Annotated in this window: 26 protein-coding genes; 23 read left to right on the top strand and 3 right to left on the bottom strand. The window is 66.8% G+C overall.

Features of this window, described 5'->3' with window-relative positions:
* Nucleotides 1-3: 3 nt before the first annotated feature.
* The 5 genes from fliF to AN401_RS15020 are packed head-to-tail and all read left to right on the top strand — an operon-like array spanning nucleotide 4 to nucleotide 5150.
* Nucleotides 4-1728: a flagellar basal-body MS-ring/collar protein FliF gene (gene fliF / locus AN401_RS15040; protein WP_096779797.1), complete on the top strand. Its 1725-nt coding sequence runs from the start codon at nucleotides 4-6 to the stop codon at nucleotides 1726-1728.
* Nucleotides 1721-2734, top strand: coding sequence for a FliG C-terminal domain-containing protein (locus tag AN401_RS15035; RefSeq protein ID WP_094041225.1), 1014 nt, complete (start codon nucleotides 1721-1723; stop codon nucleotides 2732-2734). Before fliF ends, AN401_RS15035 begins: the two co-directional genes overlap by 8 nt.
* Nucleotides 2734-3429, top strand: coding sequence for a FliH/SctL family protein (locus tag AN401_RS15030; protein WP_094041223.1), 696 nt, complete (start codon nucleotides 2734-2736; stop codon nucleotides 3427-3429). Before AN401_RS15035 ends, AN401_RS15030 begins: the two co-directional genes overlap by 1 nt.
* On the top strand, nucleotides 3416-4750 hold the full coding sequence (locus AN401_RS15025) for a FliI/YscN family ATPase (protein WP_096779796.1): 1335 nt from the start codon (nucleotides 3416-3418) through the stop codon (nucleotides 4748-4750). The genes AN401_RS15030 and AN401_RS15025 overlap by 14 nt, the downstream gene beginning before the upstream one ends.
* Nucleotides 4743-5150 carry a hypothetical protein gene (locus AN401_RS15020; RefSeq protein ID WP_096779795.1) on the top strand — a complete coding sequence of 136 codons (408 nt, stop codon included), beginning with the start codon at nucleotides 4743-4745 and terminating at the stop codon, nucleotides 5148-5150. Before AN401_RS15025 ends, AN401_RS15020 begins: the two co-directional genes overlap by 8 nt.
* Before the next feature lie 51 nt (nucleotides 5151-5201).
* On the opposite strand, the gene flgN is transcribed toward AN401_RS15020, so the two are convergent.
* The 3 genes from flgN to flgA all read right to left on the bottom strand — a co-directional run bounded on the left by flgN (nucleotide 5202) and on the right by flgA (nucleotide 6714).
* Nucleotides 5202-5624: a flagellar export chaperone FlgN gene (flgN, locus tag AN401_RS15015; protein ID WP_096779794.1), complete on the bottom strand. Its 423-nt coding sequence runs from the start codon at nucleotides 5622-5624 to the stop codon at nucleotides 5202-5204.
* Nucleotides 5621-5902: a flagellar biosynthesis anti-sigma factor FlgM gene (gene flgM, locus AN401_RS15010; RefSeq protein ID WP_094041219.1), complete on the bottom strand. Its 282-nt coding sequence runs from the start codon at nucleotides 5900-5902 to the stop codon at nucleotides 5621-5623. The genes flgN and flgM overlap by 4 nt, the downstream gene beginning before the upstream one ends.
* Before the next feature lie 68 nt (nucleotides 5903-5970).
* Entirely contained in the window at nucleotides 5971-6714 is a 744-nt protein-coding gene (gene flgA, locus AN401_RS15005) for a flagellar basal body P-ring formation chaperone FlgA (RefSeq protein ID WP_232513329.1), read from the bottom strand.
* Nucleotides 6715-6795: 81 nt separating this feature from the next.
* Between flgA and flgB the strand changes: the two genes are divergently transcribed.
* From flgB to AN401_RS14915, 18 genes are all read left to right on the top strand, one after another.
* Nucleotides 6796-7161, top strand: coding sequence for a flagellar basal body rod protein FlgB (gene flgB / locus AN401_RS15000; protein ID WP_094040706.1), 366 nt, complete (start codon nucleotides 6796-6798; stop codon nucleotides 7159-7161).
* Nucleotides 7162-7163: 2 nt separating this feature from the next.
* Nucleotides 7164-7583, top strand: a complete 420-nt coding sequence (gene flgC / locus AN401_RS14995) for a flagellar basal body rod protein FlgC (protein WP_094040707.1) — start codon at nucleotides 7164-7166, stop codon at nucleotides 7581-7583.
* 2 nt (nucleotides 7584-7585) lie between these two features.
* Nucleotides 7586-8242 carry a flagellar hook assembly protein FlgD gene (locus AN401_RS14990; RefSeq protein WP_096779792.1) on the top strand — a complete coding sequence of 219 codons (657 nt, stop codon included), beginning with the start codon at nucleotides 7586-7588 and terminating at the stop codon, nucleotides 8240-8242.
* A gap of 22 nt (nucleotides 8243-8264) precedes the next feature.
* Nucleotides 8265-9446 (top strand): flagellar hook protein FlgE, encoded by a 1182-nt coding sequence (gene flgE / locus AN401_RS14985; RefSeq protein ID WP_094040709.1) that lies wholly within the window; start codon nucleotides 8265-8267, stop codon nucleotides 9444-9446.
* A gap of 10 nt (nucleotides 9447-9456) precedes the next feature.
* Complete coding sequence (locus AN401_RS14980) at nucleotides 9457-10185, top strand: flagellar basal body rod protein FlgF (protein WP_096779791.1); 729 nt, start codon at nucleotides 9457-9459, stop codon at nucleotides 10183-10185.
* A 40-nt stretch (nucleotides 10186-10225) separates the two neighbouring features.
* Complete coding sequence (flgG, locus tag AN401_RS14975; protein ID WP_094040711.1) at nucleotides 10226-11011, top strand: flagellar basal-body rod protein FlgG; 786 nt, start codon at nucleotides 10226-10228, stop codon at nucleotides 11009-11011.
* A complete protein-coding gene (flgH, locus tag AN401_RS14970; RefSeq protein ID WP_094040712.1) occupies nucleotides 11008-11682 on the top strand; it encodes a flagellar basal body L-ring protein FlgH in 675 nt (224 codons plus the stop codon). The genes flgG and flgH overlap by 4 nt, the downstream gene beginning before the upstream one ends.
* A 14-nt stretch (nucleotides 11683-11696) precedes the next feature.
* A complete protein-coding gene (gene fgIL, locus AN401_RS14965) occupies nucleotides 11697-12800 on the top strand; it encodes a lateral flagellar basal body P-ring FlgIL (protein WP_408645776.1) in 1104 nt (367 codons plus the stop codon).
* An 8-nt stretch (nucleotides 12801-12808) separates the two neighbouring features.
* Nucleotides 12809-13195: a rod-binding protein gene (locus AN401_RS14960; RefSeq protein WP_096779789.1), complete on the top strand. Its 387-nt coding sequence runs from the start codon at nucleotides 12809-12811 to the stop codon at nucleotides 13193-13195.
* 5 nt (nucleotides 13196-13200) lie between these two features.
* Nucleotides 13201-14523: a flagellar hook-associated protein FlgK gene (gene flgK, locus AN401_RS14955; RefSeq protein ID WP_096779788.1), complete on the top strand. Its 1323-nt coding sequence runs from the start codon at nucleotides 13201-13203 to the stop codon at nucleotides 14521-14523.
* Between the two features lie 24 nt (nucleotides 14524-14547).
* Nucleotides 14548-15444 (top strand): flagellar hook-associated protein FlgL, encoded by an 897-nt coding sequence (flgL, locus tag AN401_RS14950; protein ID WP_096779787.1) that lies wholly within the window; start codon nucleotides 14548-14550, stop codon nucleotides 15442-15444.
* A gap of 18 nt (nucleotides 15445-15462) precedes the next feature.
* Nucleotides 15463-16461 carry a hypothetical protein gene (locus tag AN401_RS14945; protein ID WP_096779786.1) on the top strand — a complete coding sequence of 333 codons (999 nt, stop codon included), beginning with the start codon at nucleotides 15463-15465 and terminating at the stop codon, nucleotides 16459-16461.
* Nucleotides 16462-16764: 303 nt separating this feature from the next.
* Complete coding sequence (lafA, locus tag AN401_RS14940) at nucleotides 16765-17598, top strand: lateral flagellin LafA (RefSeq protein WP_096779785.1); 834 nt, start codon at nucleotides 16765-16767, stop codon at nucleotides 17596-17598.
* A gap of 210 nt (nucleotides 17599-17808) precedes the next feature.
* Complete coding sequence (gene fliD / locus AN401_RS14935; protein ID WP_232513328.1) at nucleotides 17809-19140, top strand: flagellar filament capping protein FliD; 1332 nt, start codon at nucleotides 17809-17811, stop codon at nucleotides 19138-19140.
* Nucleotides 19141-19159: 19 nt separating this feature from the next.
* Nucleotides 19160-19555: a flagellar export chaperone FliS gene (fliS, locus tag AN401_RS14930; protein WP_094040719.1), complete on the top strand. Its 396-nt coding sequence runs from the start codon at nucleotides 19160-19162 to the stop codon at nucleotides 19553-19555.
* Between the two features lie 88 nt (nucleotides 19556-19643).
* Nucleotides 19644-19973, top strand: coding sequence for a hypothetical protein (locus AN401_RS14925; protein WP_094040720.1), 330 nt, complete (start codon nucleotides 19644-19646; stop codon nucleotides 19971-19973).
* Nucleotides 19970-21028, top strand: coding sequence for a flagellar hook-length control protein FliK (locus tag AN401_RS20330; RefSeq protein WP_269769023.1), 1059 nt, complete (start codon nucleotides 19970-19972; stop codon nucleotides 21026-21028). Before AN401_RS14925 ends, AN401_RS20330 begins: the two co-directional genes overlap by 4 nt.
* 14 nt (nucleotides 21029-21042) lie before the next feature.
* Nucleotides 21043-21534 carry a flagellar basal body-associated FliL family protein gene (locus AN401_RS14915; protein WP_176442082.1) on the top strand — a complete coding sequence of 164 codons (492 nt, stop codon included), beginning with the start codon at nucleotides 21043-21045 and terminating at the stop codon, nucleotides 21532-21534.
* Nucleotides 21535-21539: the final 5 nt, after the last annotated feature.

Raw genomic sequence — 21539 nt, 5'->3', positions numbered from 1 at the left:
TCCATGGCCGAAGTGCAATCCATCAACAACCCCGGCCTGGCCGCGGGCCGGCAGCTCAAGGCCTCCCTGGGCCAGGGCTGGTCCCGCTGGCAGGGGCTGTCCCGCCACCATCGGCAGGTGCTGCTGCTCAGCCTGCTGGCCTCGGTGATCGCCGTGGCGGTGGTAGGGCTGCTGTGGCAGTCGGGACGCAGCTATGTGCCCCTGTACGGCAAGCAGGAACTCTACGACAAGGGCAGCATCGTCGAGGCCCTGGAGGCGGGCAAGATAGACTTTCGCCTCGACCCCCAGAGCGGGGAGATACTGGTGGAGCCGGGGCTGCTGGGCCAGGCCCGCATGCTGCTGGCCTCCCGCGGTATCAAGGCGGTGCTGCCGACCGGCCTGGACGGCCTGGCCCAGCATACCGGCCTGGGCACCAGCCAGTTTATGGAAACCCGCCGCTATCGCCATGCCCTCGAAGGTGAGCTGGCCCGCACCATCATGGCGCTGGATTGGGTGCGCAACGCCCGGGTGCACCTGGCGGTACCCGAGCGCACCCTCTTTATCGGCCGGGCCGAGCAGACCCCGACCGCGTCCGTGATGCTGGACATCATCCCCGGCCGGCAGCCGGATCCGAGCCAGGTGGAGGGCATCGTCAACCTGGTGGCCGGCAGCGTGCCGGGCATGGAAAACAACAAGGTGTCGGTGATCGACCAGGGCGGTCAGCTGCTGAGCGACCACCTGGCCGCCGACGGCCTCAGCCGGGGCCTGAGCCTGCGCCAGGTGGAGCTTACCCGCCAGCTGGAGCAGCAACTGACCCAGCGCGCCCGGGACATGCTCTATCCGGTGCTGGGGGCCAACAATTTCCGGGTGAAGGTCACCGCCGAGCTGGATTTCAACGCGGTCGAGGAAACCCGGGAAACCCTGGACCAGAGCCCGGTGCTGCTGCGGGAGAGCGGCAGCGAAAACAACAGCCAGGACAGCCTGGGCCTGGGCATTCCCGGCGCCCTGGCCAATGTGCCGCCCCAGACCGGGGAGGACGCCGAGGGCGACAAGCAACCGAACCAGAACCTGCGGGAACGGCGTGAATTCCAGCGCCAGTTCGAGAGTGGCCGCTCCGTGGTGCATACCCGCTACCAGACCGGCCGGCTCAGCCAGCTCAGCGTGTCGGTGCTGCTGAACAATGGGGTGGCGCCGGAAGGCGGCTGGCAGCAGGCGCAGCTGGAGCAACTGGGACAGATGGTGCAGGGAGCCGTGGGCTTCAATGGGGCGCGGGGCGACCAGTTCGCCCTGACCAGCTTCGACTTCACCCCCCAGGCGGTGCTGACCGAGTTTCCGCCCGAGCCCCAATGGTGGCAGAGCCCCGAATGGCAGGACTATGCCCGCTACCTGGCCGCCGGCCTGATGCTGCTGGCCCTGTTGCTGTTCGGGGTACGGCCGCTGGTGCGCCACCTCAACGGTCGCCAGCTGGCGGCGGCCAGGCGGGACGAGGACGCCCTGGTGGCGGGGGCGCCCGCCCCGGCCCTGTCCCGGGAACCGGGCCGGCTGGCGGTGGCGGGGCAGGAATCGTCCTCGCCCGGCAAGGCCGGTCCCCATACCCTGCTGCCCTGGGAGATGGATGAGCGGGAGTGGCAGCTGCCGCCCCCCGGCAGCGAACTGAAGGTGCAGGTGGCCCACCTGCAGATCCTGGCCGAGCGGGAAACCGATCGGGTGGCGGAAGTCATCAAACACTGGATTAAAGATCATGACTGAGCAACAGACGGCCATGGCGCTGGATGAAATGGAAAAGGCCGCCGTGCTGCTGCTCAGCATGGGCGAGGCCGCCGCCGCCCGGGTGCTGCAGCGGCTGGACCGGGACGATGTGCGCAAGGTGACGGCGGCCATGGCCAGGTTGTCGGGCGTGTCGGCCGACTCCGCCAAGGGCACCCTGCAGGAGTTTTTCGACCTGTTCCGCCAGCAGAGCGGCATCAATTCCGCCTCCCGGGAGTACCTGGAACGAACCCTGGACCTGGCCCTGGGCGAAAAGCTGGCCCGGGGCCTGCTCGACTCCATGTACGGGGATCAGGTCCGCCAGGAGATCCAGCGGCTGCAATGGGTGCAGCCCGAGGTGCTGGCGCGCTTCCTGCAGCAGGAGCATCCCCAGATGCAGGCGGTGATCCTGGCCTTCCTGCCGCCGGACTCGGCGGCGGCGGTGCTGTCCCTGCTGCCGGCAAGCGTGCACGACGAACTGTTGCTGCGGGTGGCCAACCTGAGCGAAGTGAGCGAGTTCGTGGTGGTGGAGCTGAAGGCGGCGCTGCGGCGCTGCCTGGATTTCGTGGCCGAGAACGCCGGTGCCCGGGTGGACGGGGTACGCCAGGTGGCCGATATCGTCAACCGCTACCAGGGCAACCGCGGCCAGCTGATGGAGGCCATCAAGCAGCAGGATGCGGATACCGCCGGCCATATCGAGCGCAACATGTACGACTTTACCAGCCTGGCCCGGCAGACCCCGGAAACCCTGCAGCGCATCGTGCAGGAACTGCCGCTGGAGACGCTGGGGCTGGCGCTCAAGGGCGCCGACAGCAATGTGCGCCGGGTCATGCTGGAAGCCATGCCGAGGCGCATGGCCCAGCAGATGGAGCAGGACATGTTGCGCCAGGGCGCGGTGGCGGTGAGCAAGGTGGACAATGCACGGCTCCAGGTCATGGCGCTGGTGCGCGAACTGGTCGAACTGGGCGAGCTGGAGTTCCAGCTGTATGAAGAACAGGTGGTGAGCTAGTGAAGGGTCCTTCAGGCAGCAAATGGCCCGCCGGCGGCTATCGCCGCTACCGCTTTCCCTCCCTCTACGGCGAGGCGGAAGTACGGGAGACGGCGGAGCAGGACGAAGAGCGGTTCCGGCAGGGCTTTGAGCAAGGCTATGAACAGGGGCTGGAGCAGGGCCGCCAGGCCGGCTACGAGGCCGGGGCGGAAAGTGGTCGCCAGGCCGGCTTCGAGCAGGGGCGGCAGCAGGGTCTGGCCCAGTTGAAGGAGCTGCAGCGAACCCTGGCGGAGGAGCTGCGCCAGTGGCAGACGGGGGCCGAGCAGCAATGGCAGCAGTTGTCCCTGTCGGCGCTGCGCCAGCAGCGGCAGCAGATCTGCGAGCTGGTGGAAGAGGTGTCGCGGCGGGTGATCCGCACCGAGCTGACCCTGAATCCCCAGCAGGTACTGGCGATAGTGGAAGAGGCGTTAAAGGGGATAGATCCCCGGGTGCAGGAGCTGCAATTGTTTCTGAACCCCGATGATCAGCAGCGGCTGCAGGCCCTCGGCATCACCGACTGCCAGGGCTGGACGCTGCACACCGACCCGGCCCTGGCCCCGGGGGACTGCCGCATAGAAACCGAAACCCTGACCCTGGAGGCCCTGACCGAGGAACGGCTGCAAAAGGGCATCGCCCGGGTGAGCCAGGGACTGGAAGCCGGCGATGAGCCGGCTTGAGGCGCGGCTGCAGCAGGCCAGGGCGGCGCTGGACGAGGATCTCGGCGTCGGCCAGGTTTACGGCCGCCTGCTCCGGGTGACCGGCATGGTGCTGGAAGTGTCCGGTTGCCGGCTGATCCTGGGCCAGCGCTGCCGCGTCGAGACCCATGGTGGTGGCGAGCTGGAAGCCGAGGTGGTGGGCCTGGATCGGGAACAGGCCCTGCTGATGCCGCTGGCGCAGCCGTCGGGCCTTTTTACCGGCTCCCGGGTGAGCCCCTGCTCGCCGGATGCCCGGCTGGCGGTGGGCGACAACCTGCTCGGCCGCATCCTGGACGGCCAGCTGCGGCCGCTGGATGGGCTACCCCTGAAACTGGGGCGGCAGATCCCCTGGCACGCCCCCGTGCCCAATCCCCTGCACCGCCAGCGGGTAAGCGAGCCGCTGGACGTGGGGGTGCGCGCCATCAATGCCCTGCTGACCCCGGGCAAGGGCCAACGCATGGGGCTCTTTGCCGGCCCCGGCGTGGGCAAGAGCGTGCTGCTCGGCATGATGGCCCGTTATACCCGCGCCGAGGTGGTGGTGGTGGGCCTGATCGGCGAGCGGGGGCGGGAGGTGCGCGAATTTATCGACGACTGCCTGGGGCCCGAGGGACGGGCCAAGGCGGTGGTGATCACGGCGCCCGCGGATCAGAGCCCGCTGTTGCGGGTGCGGGCGGCGGAGGCCTGCCACCGGGTGGCGGAGTATTTCCGCGATCAGGGCCGGGACGTATTGCTGCTGATGGACTCCCTGACCCGCTTCGTGCAGGCCCGGCGGGAAATCGGCCTGGCGGTGGGCGAGCCGCCGGTGGCCAGGGGCTATCCGCCTTCCGCCTTCAGCGCCCTGACCGAGCTGGTGGAGCGGGCCGGCAACGGCCACCACCCCCAGGGCAGCCTGACCGCCTTCTACACGGTGCTGGCGGAGGGGGACGATCAGCAGGAGCCGGTGGCCGACGCGGCCCGGGCCATCCTCGACGGCCACATCGTGCTGAGCCGGCGCCTGGCCGAGCAGGGCCACTATCCGGCCATCGACATCGGCGCCTCCATCAGCCGGGTGATGAGCAAGGTGGCCGAGCCGCCGCACTGGACCCGGGCGGTGCAGTGCAAGCGCTGGTTCAGCCTCTACCAGCAGGTGCGGGAGCTGCTGCCCCTGGGCGGCATCCAGGCCGGCAAAAGCCCGGAGACGGACGAAGCCATCGCCCGCTATCCGCAGTTGCAGCAGTTCCTGCAGCAGCGGGAGGAGGAAGCGGTGGATCTGGCCGAGAGCCTGCGGGCCCTGGCCGCACTGACCGGAGAGCAGGATGCGTAACCATTTGATCAAACAGCAACAGCAGCAACTGGACAGCCTGTTGCAGCAACGGGACCGGCTGGCCGAGCGGGAGGCGGTGCTGCAGGAGCAAGAGCAGCGGCTGCGGCAGGCCCGGCAACTGCTGGCCGAGCCCCAGGCGCGCACCTCTGCCCTCGGCCTGCTCAACCAGGGGCAGATCCGGCAGCATCTGGAGCAGGTGCTGGCAGTCCAGCAGCGGCAGTTGCAGGCCGCCACCCAGGACAGGGAGCGCTTCGCCCGCCTGAGCCGCCAGCAGGCGGGCAAGGTCAAGGGGCTGGAGCTGCTGGAGCAGGAGCGGCGGCAGGAGCTGCAACGCCGGCAACAGAACCGGGAATGGGAAAACCAGCTGGAATGGTGCCTGAGCCGGGGTTCGGCCGAATAAATTCGACCCTACAAGTCGACCCTGCAGTCGCCCTACACGTCGCCCAACCGGTCAGTCCGGCGCGTAGGTGGGGGCGTTCAGATTGAGATGGCGTTCCAGCCATTCCTTCTGGCTGGCCAGCAGGCGGCCGTTGCCGTCGTTCAGCTGTTTGCAGTGGCGGGCCGTGGCCAGCAGCTCCCGCCATTGCCGCCCCAATTCCCGGGCCGGCTTGTCGGGCAGTTGCCGGCACAACCGTTCGATGGCGTCGGCGCCCCTGCTGCCGGAAAGGGCCTGGGCCAGCGCCTCCCGCTGTTCGCCGAGCTCGCCCAGGCGAGCGGCGAGCTGCAGCTGGCGGGGATTGTGCGCCAGCAGGCCCTGGTGATCCTGGCCGAGCAGCAGCCGCCCCTGTTGCAGCAGGAGGCGGTGCAGCCGGCGGTAGCCTTCCAGCTCCTGGCCGATCAGTTGCCAGAGCCGTTGCAGTCGCTCCCGGCTCATGGCTTGCCGTGCAGATCCATGACGGCCCGGGACAGGGCGTCCATGTCCAGGGGCAGGGCGTTGTCGGCGATGGCCTGGCGCAGGGCGGCCACCCTGTCCATGTCCACCTCCGGCAGGGCGTCGAGCGCCGCTCGTGCCTGCTGGACCATCTTCAGCTCCTGGCTGAGCCTGGGCGCGCTTTCCTGCCGGGGCGAAACCTCGGTCGCCGGGCCTTTCCGGCTGTCGTCCTGGGAGGAGAGGGGGCCGAGGGCGCCTATCCTCTGGGGCGTGATCTTCATGATTCTCTACCTTTTATCCGCAGCTACCGGGATATAACGACCCGCCGGCGGAAAAACTTGAATGCCAATCACAACAGGGTCCGCACCCGGTTGGCGCCCACCACCCGGGCCCGGATTTCCTGGCCCGAATCGCTGTTGCGCACCCGGATAAGCTCCCGCTCGGCGCCGTTGTCCAGGGCCAGGCCCCGGGTGCTGATGGTGAAGCTCTCGCCCACCGCCTCGATCACCACCGGCTCTCCCCGGCGCACCAGCCAGGCCGGGGCCAGCAGGGCCGGGTAGAGCGGCTCGCCCGCCGGCAGATCCCGCAGCAATCGCTGCGCGCCGGGGCGGGGGCCGCTGACAAAGCCCCGGTGCAACCGGCCAATGTCCATGGCCTGCAGTTCGAGCCGGGCGGAAACCAGTTCCTGCTCCCGGGACAGGGGCTCGGCCGCGACCCACACCGGCAGCCGTACCCGCACCATGAGCCTGGCCCGGATCTGCCAGCCGGGGCTGTCGGGGCACTGGATCAGGTAGGGGATGCGGCCCCAGGGGCGGGCGTCCGGCTGGGCCGGGGAGAAGCGGGGTGCCTGCTCGCAGGCGGGCAACTGGGCGGCGCCGGCGGGCAGCCAGGGCTCGAACTCGGCCCGGTAGGGCGGCCAGGCCTGCTGTTCGGCGTGCGCCTGCAGGCGCGATTCCGCTTCCCGCTGAAGCTGAGCGGCCAGCTCGGCCCGCACCGGCAGGGCGAACAGCAGGCACAGCAGCAGTAGTTTTCCGGGCGGAAGCCGCATTTCCCATGGGGGGCGGAAATGGCCCCGGCTATTTATGTAATTCATTGAAATTTAATTCTTTTTATTGATGGCATGGTTCTTGTTAGCAACAGGCTCACAGATTCGATTACCAAACGAGGAAAGCGGATGGCTCTGGGGCTGGACAAGGCGCTTGGCATTCATCCCTACGCATTATCGCTCAGGATGGACAGAACACAATTGCTGGCGGGCAACCTGGCCAACGTGGATACCCCCGGCTATCTGGCCCGGGATGTCGACTACCGCACCGTGTTGCAGCAGGCCGCCCGGCAACTGGAACAGGGCCGGGACAAGCCGTCCCTGGCCAGTGAAAACCTGTATCGCATTCCCTACCAGCCGGCCCGGGACGGCAACACGGTGGAACTGTCGGTGGAGCAGACCGCCTTCGCCGAAAATGCCATGGATTTTCAGACCAGCCTGACTTTCCTGAACATCAAGCTACGCGGCCTCAACCAGGCCATAGAAGGACGTTGATCATGTCGTTTAGCGGCGTTTATGACATCGCGGCCAGCGCCCTGCAGGCGCAGACCAGCCGCATGAACACGGTGGCCTCCAACCTGGCCAACGCCGGCTCGGTGGCGGCCAGCGAAAACGAGGCCTACCGGGCCATCAAGCCGGTGTTCGCCACCCTCTACCAGCAGGCTCAGGACGGTGAGCTCAAGGGCGCCAAGGTCAATATCGCCGGCGTGCTCCAGTCCGACCGGGTGCCCGAGCGGCGCCACCAGCCGGATCATCCCCTGGCCGACAACGACGGCTATGTGTACCACGCCGGGGTCAACGTGATGGAGGAGATGGCCGACATGATGTCCGCCTCCCGCAGCTTCGAGTCGGCGGTGGAAGTCATCGGCCGGGTCAACAGCATGCAGCAGGGGCTGCTCAACCTGGGGCAGCGCTGATCATGGCACTGGCAAGCATCAACGGCCTGGACGGGGCCATGGGTTCCTCCCTGAACAACATTGCCCCCAGCAACGACATCGGCAGCCTGCGCAGCGAATTCCTGCAGATGATGGTGGCCCAGATCAACAACCAGGATCCGCTCAACCCCCTGGACGGCACCCAGTACGTCAGCCAGCTGGCCCAGTTCAGCATGGTGGAGGGCATAGAGCAGATGAAGATGCAGGGCCAGCAGCAGGCCACCCTGCTCGATACCCTGCAGGTGCTGGGCAGCACCTCCCTGATGGGCAAGCAGGTGACGGTGCCGGCCCAGAATATCAGCCTGAGCGAGGCGGAAGCCCTGCAGGGGCATATCCCGGTGCCGGCGGGTACCCAGAAACTGAGCCTGACGGTGTTCGACAACGCGGGCAAGGCCGTGCATGAACAGGAGTGGGGCGGGGTCAGCGGCGAGGTTGGCTTCAACCTGCCTTCCCTGCCGGCCGGCGACTACCGGTTCCGGGTGCTGGCCCATAAGGACGGACAGACGACGCCCCTGGCTCCTTATCTTTCCCGCACCGTCGAGAAGGTCAGCCTGCCCGGTGGTGGCGGCGACATCATGCTCAGCCTGGCCGGCATCGGCCAGGTGTCGTTATTCCGGGTGACCGAGTTCGGTCAGCCCTAACCCCCTTTCAAGGAGCACACTCATGTCCTACAGCATCGGCCTGAGCGGATTGCGGGCGACCAACCAGTCCCTCGGCGTGATCAGCCACAACATCGCCAACGTCTCCACCGCCGGCTTCAAGAGCGCCAGGGCCGAATTCGCCGCCGTCTACGGCGGCGGCCAGCCCGGCGGGGTGGAGGTGAACAACGTGTCCCAGAACTTCGAGCGGGACGGCGACGTGGTCAACACCGGCCGCTCTCTCGACCTGGCCATTTCCGGCAACGGCTTCTTTATGACCAGCCTGAACGGCCAGACCGCCTATACCCGGGCCGGCACCTTCAACCGCGACGCGGACAACTTTATCGTGGCCAACAACGGCATGCGGCTGCAGGGCTACATGACCAATGCCGCCGGCCAGCTGATCAACGGCGTGGTGCAGGATCTGCGGGTGGACGTGGCCAACCTGCCGGCCAAGGCCAGTACCCGGCTGGACTTTGTCGCCAACCTCAAGGCCGACGCCACTGTTCCCGCCAACGCCTTCGACCCGGACGACGCCACCAGCTACAACTTCTCCCAGTCCAGCGAGCTGTACGACTCCCTCGGTACCCGCCATATACTGACCCAGTATTTCGTCAAGACCGGTGCCAACAGCTGGGAAGTGAACTATCGGATAGACGGCAACGCCGTAGGCGGCGCCCAGGCCCTGACCTTTAATACCGACGGCACCCTGGCCACCCCGGCGGGCAATATCACCCTCAACTTTGCCCCCGCCGGCGCCGACGCCATGACGGTGACCCTGGATCCGTCCCGCATGACCCAGTTCGCCGCCGACTTCAACGTGTCCCGCAACCAGCCCGACGGCCATACCGCCGGCGAGCTGGCGGGCGTGCGCTTCGAATCCAACGGCGACATGTACGCGGTGTTCACCAACGGCCAGGATCAGCTCAAGGGCAAGGTGGTGATGGCCAACTTCGCCAACCCCAACGGCCTGCGCCAGGGCGACGACACCAGTTGGTACCAGAGCTTCGCCTCGGGCGCGCCGGCCATCGGCGAGCCCGGCACCGGCACTCTGGGCAGCCTGACCGCCGGGGCCTACGAGGGCTCCAACGTGGAGCTGACCGGCGAGCTGGTCAACCTGATGACGGCCCAGCGCAACTACCAGGCCAACTCCAAGAGCATCAGCACCGCCGACAAGATGACCCAGGTACTGTTCAACTCGTTTTAAGGATTAGTGAATGGATCGCCTGCTATACACCGCCATGTCGGGGGCCCAGCACAGCATGATGGCCCAGTCCATCAGGGCCAACAACCTGGCCAACGCCAACACCCAGGGTTTCCGGGCCGACTACGAGCAGGCCTCGGCCCACTTCCTGGCCGGCGACGGCCTGCGCACCCGCGCCCTGGCCCAGAGCCAGCCGGCCGGCACCAACATGGCGCCCGGGCCCTTGCAGCCGACCGGCCGTGATCTGGACATCGCCGTCCAGGGCGAGGGCTTTATTGCCGTGCAAAACGGCGAGCAGGAAGCCTACACCCGGGCCGGCAACATGCTGATCAGTCCCGAAGGCGCGCTGACCATCAACGGCTACCCGGTGGTGGGCGACGGTGGCCCCCTGGTGCTGCCCGAATTCAGCAAGATGGAAATCGGCGCCGACGGCACCCTCAGCCTGATCCCGCCGGGCGGCGGCGCCCAGGTGGAGGGGGGGCGCATCAAGCTGGTGCTGCCCCAGGCCGGGGATCTGAAGAAGGGGCTGGACGGCCTCTTCCATGCCGAGCAGGGCCGGCAGCTGGAGCAGGACGACGAGGTGGTGCTCAAGCAGGGCTACCTGGAAGGGGCCAATGTCAACGTGGTGGAAGAGATGGTGCACACCATGGCCCTGGGGCGCCAGTTCGAGCTGCAGGTCAACGTGATGAAGGCCGCCGATGACCAGGCCCGGGCCGGCGGCCGGCTGATCCGCGGCAGCTGAGCCGTGGCCGCGATTTTGAATCAACCAACAGGATAACAGCATGCATTCAGCCTTATGGGTAAGCAAGACCGGTCTGAGCGCGCAGGATGCGCGCATGACCGCCATTTCCAACAACCTGGCCAACGTCAATACCGTGGGTTTCAAGCGGGATCGGGTGGCCTTCGAGGATCTGTTCTACCAGGTGCAGCGCCAGCCCGGTGCGGCGGCGGATCAGCAGAACCAGGTGCCCTCCGGCATCCAGATGGGCAACGGCGTCAAGGTGGTCGGCACCCAGAAAGTCTTTACCACCGGCAGCTTCCAGAACACCGGCCAGGAGCTGGATCTGGCCATCGTCGGCCAGGGTTTCTTCCAGATAGAGCGGCCCAACGGCGAACTGGTCTACACCCGCAACGGCCAGTTCCACCGCAACGCCGAGGGCCTGATGGTCAACGCCGAGGGCCTGCCCCTGGTGCCTCAGATAGAGATCCCCGAAAACGCCATCAATGTGGCGGTGGGCGCCAACGGCACCGTCACCGCCACCCTGGCCGGCCAGGCCGATCCCCAGGAGCTGGGGCTGATCACCCTGGTGAACTTCACCAATCCGGCGGGGCTGGAAGCCATGGGCGGCAACCTCTACCGCCAGACCGGTTCATCCGGCGAACCCTTGGAGGGCCAGGCCGGTGACGACGCCCTGGGCACCCTCAAGCAGGGCACCCTGGAAGGCTCCAACGTCAACGTGGTGGAGGAGATGGTGGACATGATCACCACCCAGCGGGCCTACGAGATGAACGCCAAGGTGGTGTCCGCCGCCGATCAGATGCTCAAGTTCGTGAGCCAGGCACTCTGATGAAAAAGCTCAGACACTGGCTCTGGGCCGGCCTGCTGGGGCTGGCCGGTTGCACCACCTATGAACTGATCCCGCCGGAGCCGGGCGAGGAGGACTGGGCCCCGACCCTGGGCCAGACGTCGCAGGCGGAGCCGGGCCGCGACGGCAGCGCCTTCAGCCAGAACTCCATGATCACCCTGTTCCAGGACCGGCGGGCCTACCGGGTGGGCGATATCCTGACCATCACCCTGGAAGAGCGCACCCAGTCCAGCAAGAAGGCCGACACCAGCATGGGCAAGAACAGCGGCATCGACATCCCGGCACCCATGGTGGGACGCAAGCTCAGGACCAACCTGACCCTGGAGGGATCGGTGGACCGGGATTTCCGGGGCTCCGCCAGCACCAGCCAGCAGAACACCCTGTCCGGCTCCATCACGGTGACGGTGGCCGAGGTGCTGCCCAACGGCGTGCTGCGGGTGCGGGGCGAAAAGTGGATACGCCTCAACCAGGGCGACGAATACGTGCGCCTGAACGGCCTGGTGCGGGTGGACGACATCGACGGCCAGAACCGGGTCTCCTCCCAGCGCCTGGCCGATGCCCGCATCACCTACGCCGGTCGCGGTGCCCTGGCGGACACCAACCAGGCCGGCTGGCTGACCCGTTTCTTCAACAGCAGTTGGTTCCCCCTCTAGGAGTTGTCATGAGAATGCCGATATTGATGGTGCTGTTGCTGGCCTGGCTGCCGGTGCTGGCCGAAGCCCAGCCCCGGGTGCGCCCGCTGCTGGACGTGGTGGACGTGCAGGGCATCCGCGACAATCAGCTGGTGGGCTACGGCCTGGTGGTGGGCCTGTCCGGCACCGGCGATCGCAGCCAGGTCAAGTTTACCGGCCAGTCCATGACCAACATGCTGCGCCAGTTCGGGGTGCAGCTGTCCGACAGCACGGATCCCCGCCTGAAGAACGTGGCGGCGGTGTCGGTGCACGCCACCCTGCCGGCCCTGGCCGGGCGGGGCCAGACCCTGGACGTGACCGTTTCCTCCATCGGCGATGCCCGCAGCCTGCGCGGCGGCACCCTGCTGCTCACCCCCCTGCGCGGGGTGGACGGCCAGGTTTACGCCGTGGCCCAGGGCAACCTGGTGGTGGGCGGCCTGCAGGCCGAGGGCAACAGCGGCTCCTCGGTCACGGTCAACGTGCCCACCGCCGGCATCATCCCCAACGGGGCGCTGATCGAGCAGGAAATTCCCTCCACCTTCGCCAGTGCCCCCATGGTGACCCTCAACCTCAAGGACGCCAACTTCCGCACCGCGCGCAATGTGGAGCAGGCCATCAACCAGGTGTTCGGCCCCGACGTGGCCAGGGCCACCGGCCCCCGGGCCATCGAGGTGCAGGCGCCGGCCGACAGCCGCCAGCGGGTGACCTTTATGTCGATGCTGGAGGATATCCGGGTGGAAATGGGCCAGAACAGGCCCAGGGTGGTGTTCAACAGCCGCACCGGCACCGTGGTGGTGGGGCAGGATGTGAAAGTGCGCGCCGCGGCGGTGAGCCACGGCAACCTGACGGTGACCATCACCGAGCGCTTCAACGTCAGCCAGCCCAATCCCCTGTCCCAGGGCCAGACCACGGTCACGCCCGAGTCGGACCTGCGGGTGGAGCAGGAGGATGGGCGCATGTTCGTCTGGCCCGAGGGTACCTCCCTCGACGAGATAGTGCAGGCGGTCAACAGCCTGGGCGCCAAGCCGGACGACCTGATGTCGATACTGCAGGCGCTTAACGAGGCCGGCGCGCTGGAAGCGGAACTGGTGGTGTTGTAGGAGAACAGATGAAAACCCAAACCGCGACTTACCTGCAATGGCAGGGGCTGGAGCAGCTCAAGCAGCAGCCCGTCGAACAGGCGGTGGAGCAGGCGGCGGAGCAGTTCGAGGCCCTGTTCCTGCAACAGGTGCTCAAGCAGATGCGCTCGGCCAGCGACGCCCTGCGGGATCCCGACGGCCCTTTCGCTCCCGGTCCCCGGGAGGAGATGATGCGCGACTGGTACGACGGCCAGATAGCGGTCGAGCTGGCCTCCCGGGGGCAGACCGGGCTCAAGGGCCTGCTGGTCGAACAGTTGAGCGGGGCGTTAAAGAATTCCGGCGCCGCGGTCGTTGCTAGTGGGGAGACGCCCATCGCCGCCTTCAGCCAGCCGCTGAGGACGCACAGGAACGGATAATTTCAATGGCAATGATCAACAACGCCCTGTCGGGGCTGCTGGCCTCCCAGACCGCCCTCAATACCATGAGCCAGAACGTGGCCAATGTGAACGTGCCCGGCTACAGCCGCCAGGAAGTGCAGCTGAGCGCCCGCCAGGCCGGCTTTGGCGTTATGGGTGGCAACGGCGTGCAGGTGACCGGCCTGCGCCGGGTGACCGACGACTTTCTCGCGGTGCAGCTGTGGCGCGCCGAGTCCGACGCCGGCTACCGGAGCCAGGTGAGCGCCTACCTGGAACAGATGGAAACGGTGCTCGACAGTCAGGACAGCAGCCTGCTGCCCGGCCTCAACAACTTCTTCGCCGCCCTGCACAGCGCGGCGGAAACGCCCCAGAGCATCGCCCCCCGCCAGCAGATCATCGCCTCCGCCGGCGCCCTGGCCCAGCGCTTCAACCACCTCGCCGCCCAACTGGACGCCCAGCAGCGGCGGGTGCTGGATCAGGCCGATGCGGTCAACAGCCAGGCCAACAGCCTGCTGGCCCAGGTGGCCGAGCTCAACGACCAGATCAAGAAGGTGGGCGCCAAGGGCGGCAACACCGGCATCCTCGAAGACAGCCGCGACGAGACCCTGCGCCGGTTGTCGGAGCTGGTGGAAATCCGTACCTCGCGCCAGCAGGACGGCACCGTCAACGTCAGCCTGAGCCTGGGCCAGCCCCTGGTGCTGGGCAACCAGGCGGCCCGCATCGAACGCCAGGATCAGGACATCAGCGTGCATTTCGGCAACCAGGTGTTTCCCCTCGACGGTGGCACTGGCGGCAGCCTGGGCGGCCTGGTGCTGCACCTGCACCAGCAGCTGCAACCGGCCCGGGAGGAACTCAACCGCATTGCGGCCGACCTTGCCACCAGAATCAACGATCAACTGGCCCTGGGCGAGGATCTCGACGGCCAGCCGGGCCGGCCCCTGTTCAGCCTGGAGGCGGGAGACGCCGCCGGCAGTATCCGGGTGACGGAGGGCCTGCGGGCCGAAGAGCTGGCCCTGTCCGGCACCAGTGCCGCCGGGCCGGGCAACAACGACAACCTGCGGGCCCTGCTGGCGCTGGAAGACGACAGTTACGAAGCCTTTCGCACCCTGGTGGGGGAACTGGCCATCACCAGCGCCCAGTGGCAGGCGGACGCGGCGGCGGCCAGGAATATCCGCGCCGAGGCCCAGGCCCGGCGCGACGGGGTGAGCGGCGTCAACCTGGATGAAGAGGCGATGAACATGATGACCTATACGCAGCACTACCAGGCCAACGCCAAGGTCATCAGCACCGCCGACCAGCTGTTCAACACCCTGTTGAACATGATGTAACCGCCCAGCGAGGACGATTCCCCCATGCGTGTAAGTACAGGACAAATCCAGCGGATGGTGATGCAGAGCCTGCAGCAGGGCGGTGCCGACTACGGCAAGCTGATGCAGCAGATGGCCACCGGCAACCGCCTGCTCAAGCCTTCCGACGATCCCCTGGCCACGGTACGGCTGCAGGGCATCGACAAGGAACTGAGCGCCCTCACCCAGTACGAGAAGAACGCCGTCCAGGTGAAGAGCCGGCTCGGCCAGCAGGAAACCCAGATAGACAGCATGAAGGAGATACTGCTTCGGCTGCGGGACATGACGGTGGAGGCGGGCAACGGCAGCTACGAGCTGGCCGAGCGCCAGGCCCTGACCCACGAGATGGTGTCCCTCAAGCAGGCCCTGCTCGACCTGGCCAACGCCCGCAACGAGGAAGGCCACTATGTCTTCTCCGGCTCCCGCACCGATCTGCCGGCGGTGGCCGAGACCGCCCCCGGGGTGTTCGACTACCAGGGCGACGACTACCAGCGCATGGTGGCCATCGCCAGCGGCGTTATGGTGCCGGCCAACGACAGCGCCGAACGGCTGCTGTTCAACGGCGGCAATTTGCTGCAGGATATCCACGACTTTATCGAACTGCTGCAAACCACTCCCGGCAATATCGGCACCGCGGTGGGTGATATGCTCGACAGCCTGGACCAGGGCATCGGCAACATCACCCGGGCGCTGACCGATATCGGCGGGCGCATCAACAGCCTGGATCAGGTGGTGGCCGCCCATGGCGAGATGAAGGTGTTCGGTCAGGGGCTGCACAACGAGCTGTCCGCCCTCGACTACGGCGAGGCGGCCATGAACATGCAGCAGATCCTGCTGGCGCTGCAGAGTACCCAGCAGACCTATGTGAACGTCAACAAGCTTTCCCTGTTCAACGCCCTGTAACGGATGACGGTAACCCCTATGCAAGTGAACAATGCCCGCCTCGGCCCGGTCCAGTCCGGGGTGGCGGCGCCGGCAACCATCGCCGGCAGTCCGGCCTCCGGCGAGGACAAGGCGGCGCGGCGGGAGCGGCAGGAAACGCCGCTCTCCGCGCCCGGCCGCTTCCAGCAGTGGGGCAGGCTCGGCCAGGCCCAGAACCGGGTGGCCCAGCTGCAGGCGGCGGAGCAGTCCCTGAGCCAGGTGTACCTGCAGCTGCGCACCCTGGCCCAGCGCATGCACGCCTCGGCCATGAGCCCGGAGCAGCAGGGGCGTTGGGGCGAACAACTGGCCCGGCTGTCGGAGCAACTGCAACGGGAAGGGCAACTGGACGCCCGGCTGCAGCCCAGGGCCCTGGAAGGGGACGCGGCCCGTTATCGCTACCAGCTCGACAAGGTGGATCTGCTGGGGCCGCGCCCGGTGCGGGAACGGGTGTCGCTGCTGCTGGCGGGCCAGCAGCAGGCCATGGGCATCACCATAGCCCCGGGCCAGCGGCCGGCGGAGACCCTGGCCCAGCTCAACCGCCACCTGGCGCCGCTCGGCATCAGCGCCGAGAGCGAGCAGGGCAGGGTGCAGCTGGTGGCGAAAGGCAAGGCGGACGCCGTGCTGCGCCAGCCGATACTGATGCAGGGCGAGGGGGTGCGGGTGCCGGCCGGCGAGCCGGTATTGATCAAGGCCAGCCCCGAGCCCGACGCCCTGGCGCCCCTGGCCGAGGCGGCGCGCAAGGGTGAGCTGTTGAGCGAGCGTGAGCACCTCAACCGGGTGATGACCCGCATCCAGGACTATGCCCAGCGACTGCAGGCCCAGCGCCAGCTGATACTGCAGCAGATGGCCGACGACTGGCCGGCCCCGGCCATCGAGCAGCGGGGCGACGCCGCGCCCCTGGCCGGCCCCGCCAGCCGCTTCGAGCAACTGGTGGCCGCCCTGCTGGCCCAGGCCAATGTCTCCCGCCATAACGCCGTGGCCCTGCTGCGCAAGGAATAAACCCGACGCCTCTGGGCCTGCTCCGGGCCGTAGGGCCCATTTTAATGGGCCACTCGCTACTGGAGCGCAGGCGGCCCGCCTACCTTCCCGCGCAGCGGGAAACCGGGGAGCCTATCCATGCGGGCGGGCCGCCCGCGCCCCATATTGCAAGCCTGTGAACCATGGTGACGGCGAAAGCGCTTGAACCCCCTCACCCCTCACTCCTCACCCCTCAAAAAATATTTCCGCCTTTATTAAAGTTGCCGTCCGGCGCCGCCGTTTTATCAAGGGGAACCAAGCAACCCTTTTTAAAAGGAAAAGATTATGGGCCTGTCCATTCATACCAATTACACCTCGCTGGTGACCCAGAACACCCTGAATTCCACCAACAAGATGCTGGGCAATGCCATGGAGCGCCTGGGCACCGGTTTCCGTATTAACTCTGCCGCCGACGACGCCGCTGGCCTGCAAATCGCCGTGCGCCTGCAGGCCCAGACCAATGGCCAAGGGGTAGCCATGCGCAACTCCCAGGATGGTATCTCCATGATGCAGACCGCCGAGGGCGCCTTCGACGAGATGACCAATATCCTGCACCGGATGAAGGATCTGGCCACTCAGGCGGCCAACGGCACCAATGGCGCCGACGAATATACCGCCATGGATGCCGAGTACCAGGCCCTGAAAGCAGAATTGGGTAATATCATGGATAATACCAGCTATGGTGCCGGCACCAAGTTGCTTAAAGGGGGCAAGTTTGCCGCTGCGGTTAACTTTCAGATTGGGGCCAGTGCAGCGGAAAGACTGGCTGTAGATATCAGCGCCAATATTACCGCAACTGATGCTGCGGTTACCGCGTTGGCCGATATTACCAGCGAAGCAAACGGTGTTGCTGCCATCGATTTGGTAAATACCACTCTGGGTGCGGTAAGCGCGGCCCGTGGTGCCCTGGGTGCCAATATCAACCGTCTGGAGCATACCATTACCAACCTGGGCAATATGCGTGAAAATGGCGAAGCCGCCAAGGGCCGTATTATGGATGCCGACTTTGCCCAGGAAGCTTCCAATATGACCAAGAACCAGATGCTGATGCAGTCCGGTATGTCGGTGCTGAGCAACGCCAACCAGATGAGCGGCCTGGTGATGTCGCTGCTGCGTTAAGCCGCCGTTTCTTTCCTGATGTTTGGACTCCCGCCAGGGAGTCCTCTTTGCTTTTACTGTGTTCATGTTCCATGTCCTTTGGATATGGCTCGTCTCTTGCGGCCCCCCGTGGCCGCCTTTTTTGTTTTTGCCCCGCCGATTCAAGTCCGCCGCCACCCCGGTCGTTAGCAGTAACCAGTGCACCCATCACAACACACCCCGGAGGTGGCAATGTTTGGAATGAACGGCATGGACCCGTCCACCATGGCCCAGATGCTGATGTCGGCGGAGCGTTCGCCGCTGGACAACCTGCTCAAGAGCCAGCGCACCCAGCTCAGCGCCCAGAAGGACGCCTACAGCAAGATCAAGGGCAAGCTGCAGGCGTTGCAGGATGCCATCAAGGCCCTGAAGGCCGGCAAGGGGCTGCAGAGCCAGGCGGCCAGCTTCTCCGCCGAGGGCTACGCCAGCGCCAGCCTGAAGAGCGGCGCGGTCAACGGCGACTACCAGCTTTACGTCAAGCAGCTGGCCCAGGCGGATCAGTATTCCCTGGCCCTGGATGAAAACTGGACGGTGCCGGCCCAGGGCGTGCTGGAGATCACCGTGGCCGGCCAGACCCTGAGCCTGGATTTGGCCGACCACGCGGGCAAGAGCCTGGCCGGCCTGCGCGACGCCATCAACCAGGCGGCGGGGGGCGCCGGGGTGCAGGCTTCCCTGGTACGCAGCAACGGCCAGACCCACCTGATGCTGACCGGCGCCAAAACCGGCGCTGACCAGGCCCTGAGCATCAGCCTGAACGGCGGGGATGGCAGCGCCGCCTACACCGAGCTGGAGGCGGCCCTGGCGGGCAAGACTCAACTCAGCCAGGCCCAGGATGCCATCGTCGAGCTGGGTGGAGCCGGCGGCCTGGAGCTTAAGAGCGCCAGCAACAGCTTCGACAACCATATCGATGGCCTCAACCTGACGGTGCAGAAGGCCCACGCCCGGGATGGCGGCGGCAACTATACCGACGCCCCCCTCACCCTGACCGTGGCCACCGACAAGACGGCGATAGAGGAATCCCTCAAGGGGGTGGTGAGCGCCTACAACGCCCTGGTGGCCGAGGTGGAGCAGCAGACCAAGGGTGGCGAGGGCAAAACGGCGGTGCTGAGCGGCGACAGCCTTAGCCGGGGCCTGGTGGGCCGGCTGCGCTCTATCCTGTCCAACCCGGGCGGCGGCCTGAGTCTCGCGGAAATCGGCATCAAGACCGACCGTTACGGCAAGCTGTCGCTGGATACCGAGGCCATGGCCAAGCTGCAGCAGAGCAGCCCCGGTGCCCTGGAGGAGGCCCTGACCGGCGCTGGCGGCCTGCTGACCCGGATGGAGACCGATATCAAGCCCTACTTGGATCGCAACGGCATACTGGTGCAGCGGGACCGCAGCCTCAAGCTGGGGCTGGATCGCCTCACCGACCGGCAGGAGGCGCTGGACAGCCGCATGGACAAGGTCTATCAGCGCTACCTGGCCCAGTTCACTCGCATGCAAACATTGGCACAACAAATGCAGCAAACCATGAGTATGTTCTAGATCGAGGCAGGAGCTTCCCATGTTTGATGCCGATTCCGGCTTTGATATTTACCAGCACACCCAGACCGATGCCCGGGCCGCCCAGGCATCGCCCAGGGAACTGGTGCTGATGTTGATGGATGGACTGCTGGACGAAATCGCCCGGGCCGAGGGCCATATGCAGGCGGGCCGCATTCGCGAGAAGGGGGCCTCCATCGCCAAGGCCATCGACATCCTCGGTGGCCTTGACAGCGCCCTGGACATGGAACAGGGCGGCGAGCTGGCCACCAACCTGCACCAGCTGTACGACTATTGCGGGCGGCAGCTGTTCGGTGCCAGCGTGAACAACGATGTGGCTCAACTGGCCCCCGTGGTGCGGGTGCTGCAGGATCTGCGCGAGGGCTGGGAACGGCTCGGCCAGGAGGCCGAAGCCTGATGGCGGTGCGGAACCTCTTGTCCACCCCGGCGGAAGCCGGGGCGGAAACGGGCATTCCGCCTTTGGGCCGGCACGGGAGCGGCAGGGCATGAACGGATCCTCGATAGCCCCGCTGTTCGGCCGGTTGCTGCAACTGCAGGTCAGTGTGCAGCAGGCGGTAAACGCCCGGCAATGGGGCTGGCTGGAAGAGCTGGACAAGCAGCTCAGGCTGCTGCTGGGCGAGCTGGAGCCCCACCGGGCCGGGCTGGACGAGCGGCAGCGGGCGGCCCTGGCCCAGTTCGGCCGCCAGTACCGCCAGGCCTGGCAGCAGGTTGATGAGGAAGCGAACCGGCTCGACGAGCAACTGCAGTCCCTGCGGCAACGGCGAGAGGGCGCGCTCGCCTACGACTGGGTCAGCCAGGCGGGAGGCGAAGAATGATATCCCCGCTGCCGGCTTCCTTTTCCCTGAGCGGGGGAAGCCTTGTTCAGCCATCGCCGGAACCGCATCCCGACAACATGGCGGGCGAGGGGTTCGAGGACATGGCCGGGTACCTGGCGGCGCTGCTGTTGCCGGGGCAGGCGGAAGAGGGAGCGGTCCCCCTGCCCGGGGAGCCGGCGCCGCTGGCCGAAGAGATGCCGGAGGTCAAGCCGGAAACGCCGGAGGCGCGGGAGGAAGGCTCCCCGGCCGAGGCGGCTTCCGGCGCGATAGCCCCGGTACCGGAGGGGGAGGCGCCGGCTTCGCTGGCCGGGCTCGTCCCGTCCGGCAACGACGAGCCGGCCAGGCCTCTGAGATTCCGGCATTTTGCCGAGACCGAACCGGCGGCAAGGGCCGAAGCCCTGCCCGGCGCCCATCGGCAACCCGACGGCCCGGTGCCGTCCGTTTCCGGGCCCGGCCGGCGCACCAGCGCCCTGGCCCTGCAGGGTGAGCTGGCGCTCAAGGCGTCGGCGCCAATGCCGCCCGCCGCCCTGGCCACCCAAAAGCCGGAAAGCACAGCCCCGTCCGCCGTCTCCGTGCCGTCGGCCGCCCTGGCGACCGAGCGGCCCCTGTCGACGGCCGTCCACGAGTGGGCCGCCATCAGGGTGGAAAACAGCGCCGCCGGCAACAAGGCGGCCCTGGGCGAGCAACTGCTGCACGCCCTCAAGGAAAAGGTGGAGCTGCAGCTCAACCAGCAGGTGCAGCAGGCCAGGATCAAGCTGGATCCGCCGGAAATGGGCCGGCTGGAGCTGACGGTGAGGCTGGAAGGCGATCGCCTGCATATCCAGCTTAACGCCAGCCAAGGCGCGGTACGCGAGGCGCTGGCCTCCCAACTCGACCGGCTGCGGGCCGACTTGCTGCCTCACCATGCCGGTGGGGTGGAAGTGAACGTGGGCCAGGACGATCGGCGCCAGCGGGGAGAGCACAACGAAGCGGCGATTGCCAAGGCCATCGCCGAAGAGGAAGACACCACCGGGGGCGGCGCCCGCGCCCGGGACTGGATCAATGCCCTGGCATAACAGAGGAGCAGAAAGTGGCAGAAAAATCCCGAGCCAAGACCCTGATGGTATCGCTGTTGGTACTGGCCGCCCTGCTGGGCGGCATGTGGACCGGCACCTTCGTGCTGGCCGATTACCGGGAAAGCTGGGCCCGGGGTGAACTGGTGGGCGGCCTGCTGGAACGCAAGGCCGGGCCCGAACCGGTGGCCGAGCCCCAGTTCAAGCAACTGGATCAGTTCGTGATAGGGCTGCCCGGCAGCGGGCGCAACCACTACATGGTGCTGGAGCTGGCCCTGATGAGCCGCCAGGCGGAACAGCTGCCGTTGTGGGAGGGGGTACTGCCGGCGCTGCGCAACACCACCCTGGGCTACTTCAGCGGCTTTGACCACGAGCGGGTACAGGAGCAGATGCAGGAAATGGGGCGGTTCGAGCAGGAACTGCAAATGGCGCTCAACCAACGGCTGGAAAGCTACGGCTATGCCCCGTCGGTGGAAGGGGTGCTGATCACCAAGCTGGTCATCCAATAGGAGAC

It is taken from the genome of Zobellella denitrificans, assembly GCF_002407485.1.
Classification (GTDB): domain Bacteria; phylum Pseudomonadota; class Gammaproteobacteria; order Enterobacterales; family Aeromonadaceae; genus Oceanimonas; species Oceanimonas denitrificans.
This window is presented reverse-complemented; position numbering and strand designations above follow the sequence as displayed.

Bases quoted from the DNA above. Each gene is read 5' to 3' on its own strand.
- fliF (WP_096779797.1), top strand. From the start codon at position 4: ATGGCCGAAGTGCAATCCATCAACAACCCCGGCCTGGCCGCGGGCCGG.
- AN401_RS15035 (WP_094041225.1), top strand. From the start codon at position 1,721: ATGACTGAGCAACAGACGGCCATGGCGCTGGATGAAATGGAAAAGGCC.
- AN401_RS15025 (WP_096779796.1), top strand. From the start codon at position 3,416: ATGAGCCGGCTTGAGGCGCGGCTGCAGCAGGCCAGGGCGGCGCTGGAC.
- AN401_RS15020 (WP_096779795.1), top strand. From the start codon at position 4,743: ATGCGTAACCATTTGATCAAACAGCAACAGCAGCAACTGGACAGCCTG.
- flgN (WP_096779794.1), bottom strand. From the start codon at position 5,624: ATGAGCCGGGAGCGACTGCAACGGCTCTGGCAACTGATCGGCCAGGAG.
- flgM (WP_094041219.1), bottom strand. From the start codon at position 5,902: ATGAAGATCACGCCCCAGAGGATAGGCGCCCTCGGCCCCCTCTCCTCC.
- flgA (WP_232513329.1), bottom strand. From the start codon at position 6,714: ATGAATTACATAAATAGCCGGGGCCATTTCCGCCCCCCATGGGAAATG.
- flgB (WP_094040706.1), top strand. From the start codon at position 6,796: ATGGCTCTGGGGCTGGACAAGGCGCTTGGCATTCATCCCTACGCATTA.
- flgC (WP_094040707.1), top strand. From the start codon at position 7,164: ATGTCGTTTAGCGGCGTTTATGACATCGCGGCCAGCGCCCTGCAGGCG.
- AN401_RS14990 (WP_096779792.1), top strand. From the start codon at position 7,586: ATGGCACTGGCAAGCATCAACGGCCTGGACGGGGCCATGGGTTCCTCC.
- flgE (WP_094040709.1), top strand. From the start codon at position 8,265: ATGTCCTACAGCATCGGCCTGAGCGGATTGCGGGCGACCAACCAGTCC.
- AN401_RS14980 (WP_096779791.1), top strand. From the start codon at position 9,457: ATGGATCGCCTGCTATACACCGCCATGTCGGGGGCCCAGCACAGCATG.
- flgG (WP_094040711.1), top strand. From the start codon at position 10,226: ATGCATTCAGCCTTATGGGTAAGCAAGACCGGTCTGAGCGCGCAGGAT.
- fgIL (WP_408645776.1), top strand. From the start codon at position 11,697: ATGCCGATATTGATGGTGCTGTTGCTGGCCTGGCTGCCGGTGCTGGCC.
- AN401_RS14960 (WP_096779789.1), top strand. From the start codon at position 12,809: ATGAAAACCCAAACCGCGACTTACCTGCAATGGCAGGGGCTGGAGCAG.
- flgK (WP_096779788.1), top strand. From the start codon at position 13,201: ATGGCAATGATCAACAACGCCCTGTCGGGGCTGCTGGCCTCCCAGACC.
- flgL (WP_096779787.1), top strand. From the start codon at position 14,548: ATGCGTGTAAGTACAGGACAAATCCAGCGGATGGTGATGCAGAGCCTG.
- AN401_RS14945 (WP_096779786.1), top strand. From the start codon at position 15,463: ATGCAAGTGAACAATGCCCGCCTCGGCCCGGTCCAGTCCGGGGTGGCG.
- lafA (WP_096779785.1), top strand. From the start codon at position 16,765: ATGGGCCTGTCCATTCATACCAATTACACCTCGCTGGTGACCCAGAAC.
- fliD (WP_232513328.1), top strand. From the start codon at position 17,809: ATGTTTGGAATGAACGGCATGGACCCGTCCACCATGGCCCAGATGCTG.
- fliS (WP_094040719.1), top strand. From the start codon at position 19,160: ATGTTTGATGCCGATTCCGGCTTTGATATTTACCAGCACACCCAGACC.
- AN401_RS14925 (WP_094040720.1), top strand. From the start codon at position 19,644: ATGAACGGATCCTCGATAGCCCCGCTGTTCGGCCGGTTGCTGCAACTG.
- AN401_RS20330 (WP_269769023.1), top strand. From the start codon at position 19,970: ATGATATCCCCGCTGCCGGCTTCCTTTTCCCTGAGCGGGGGAAGCCTT.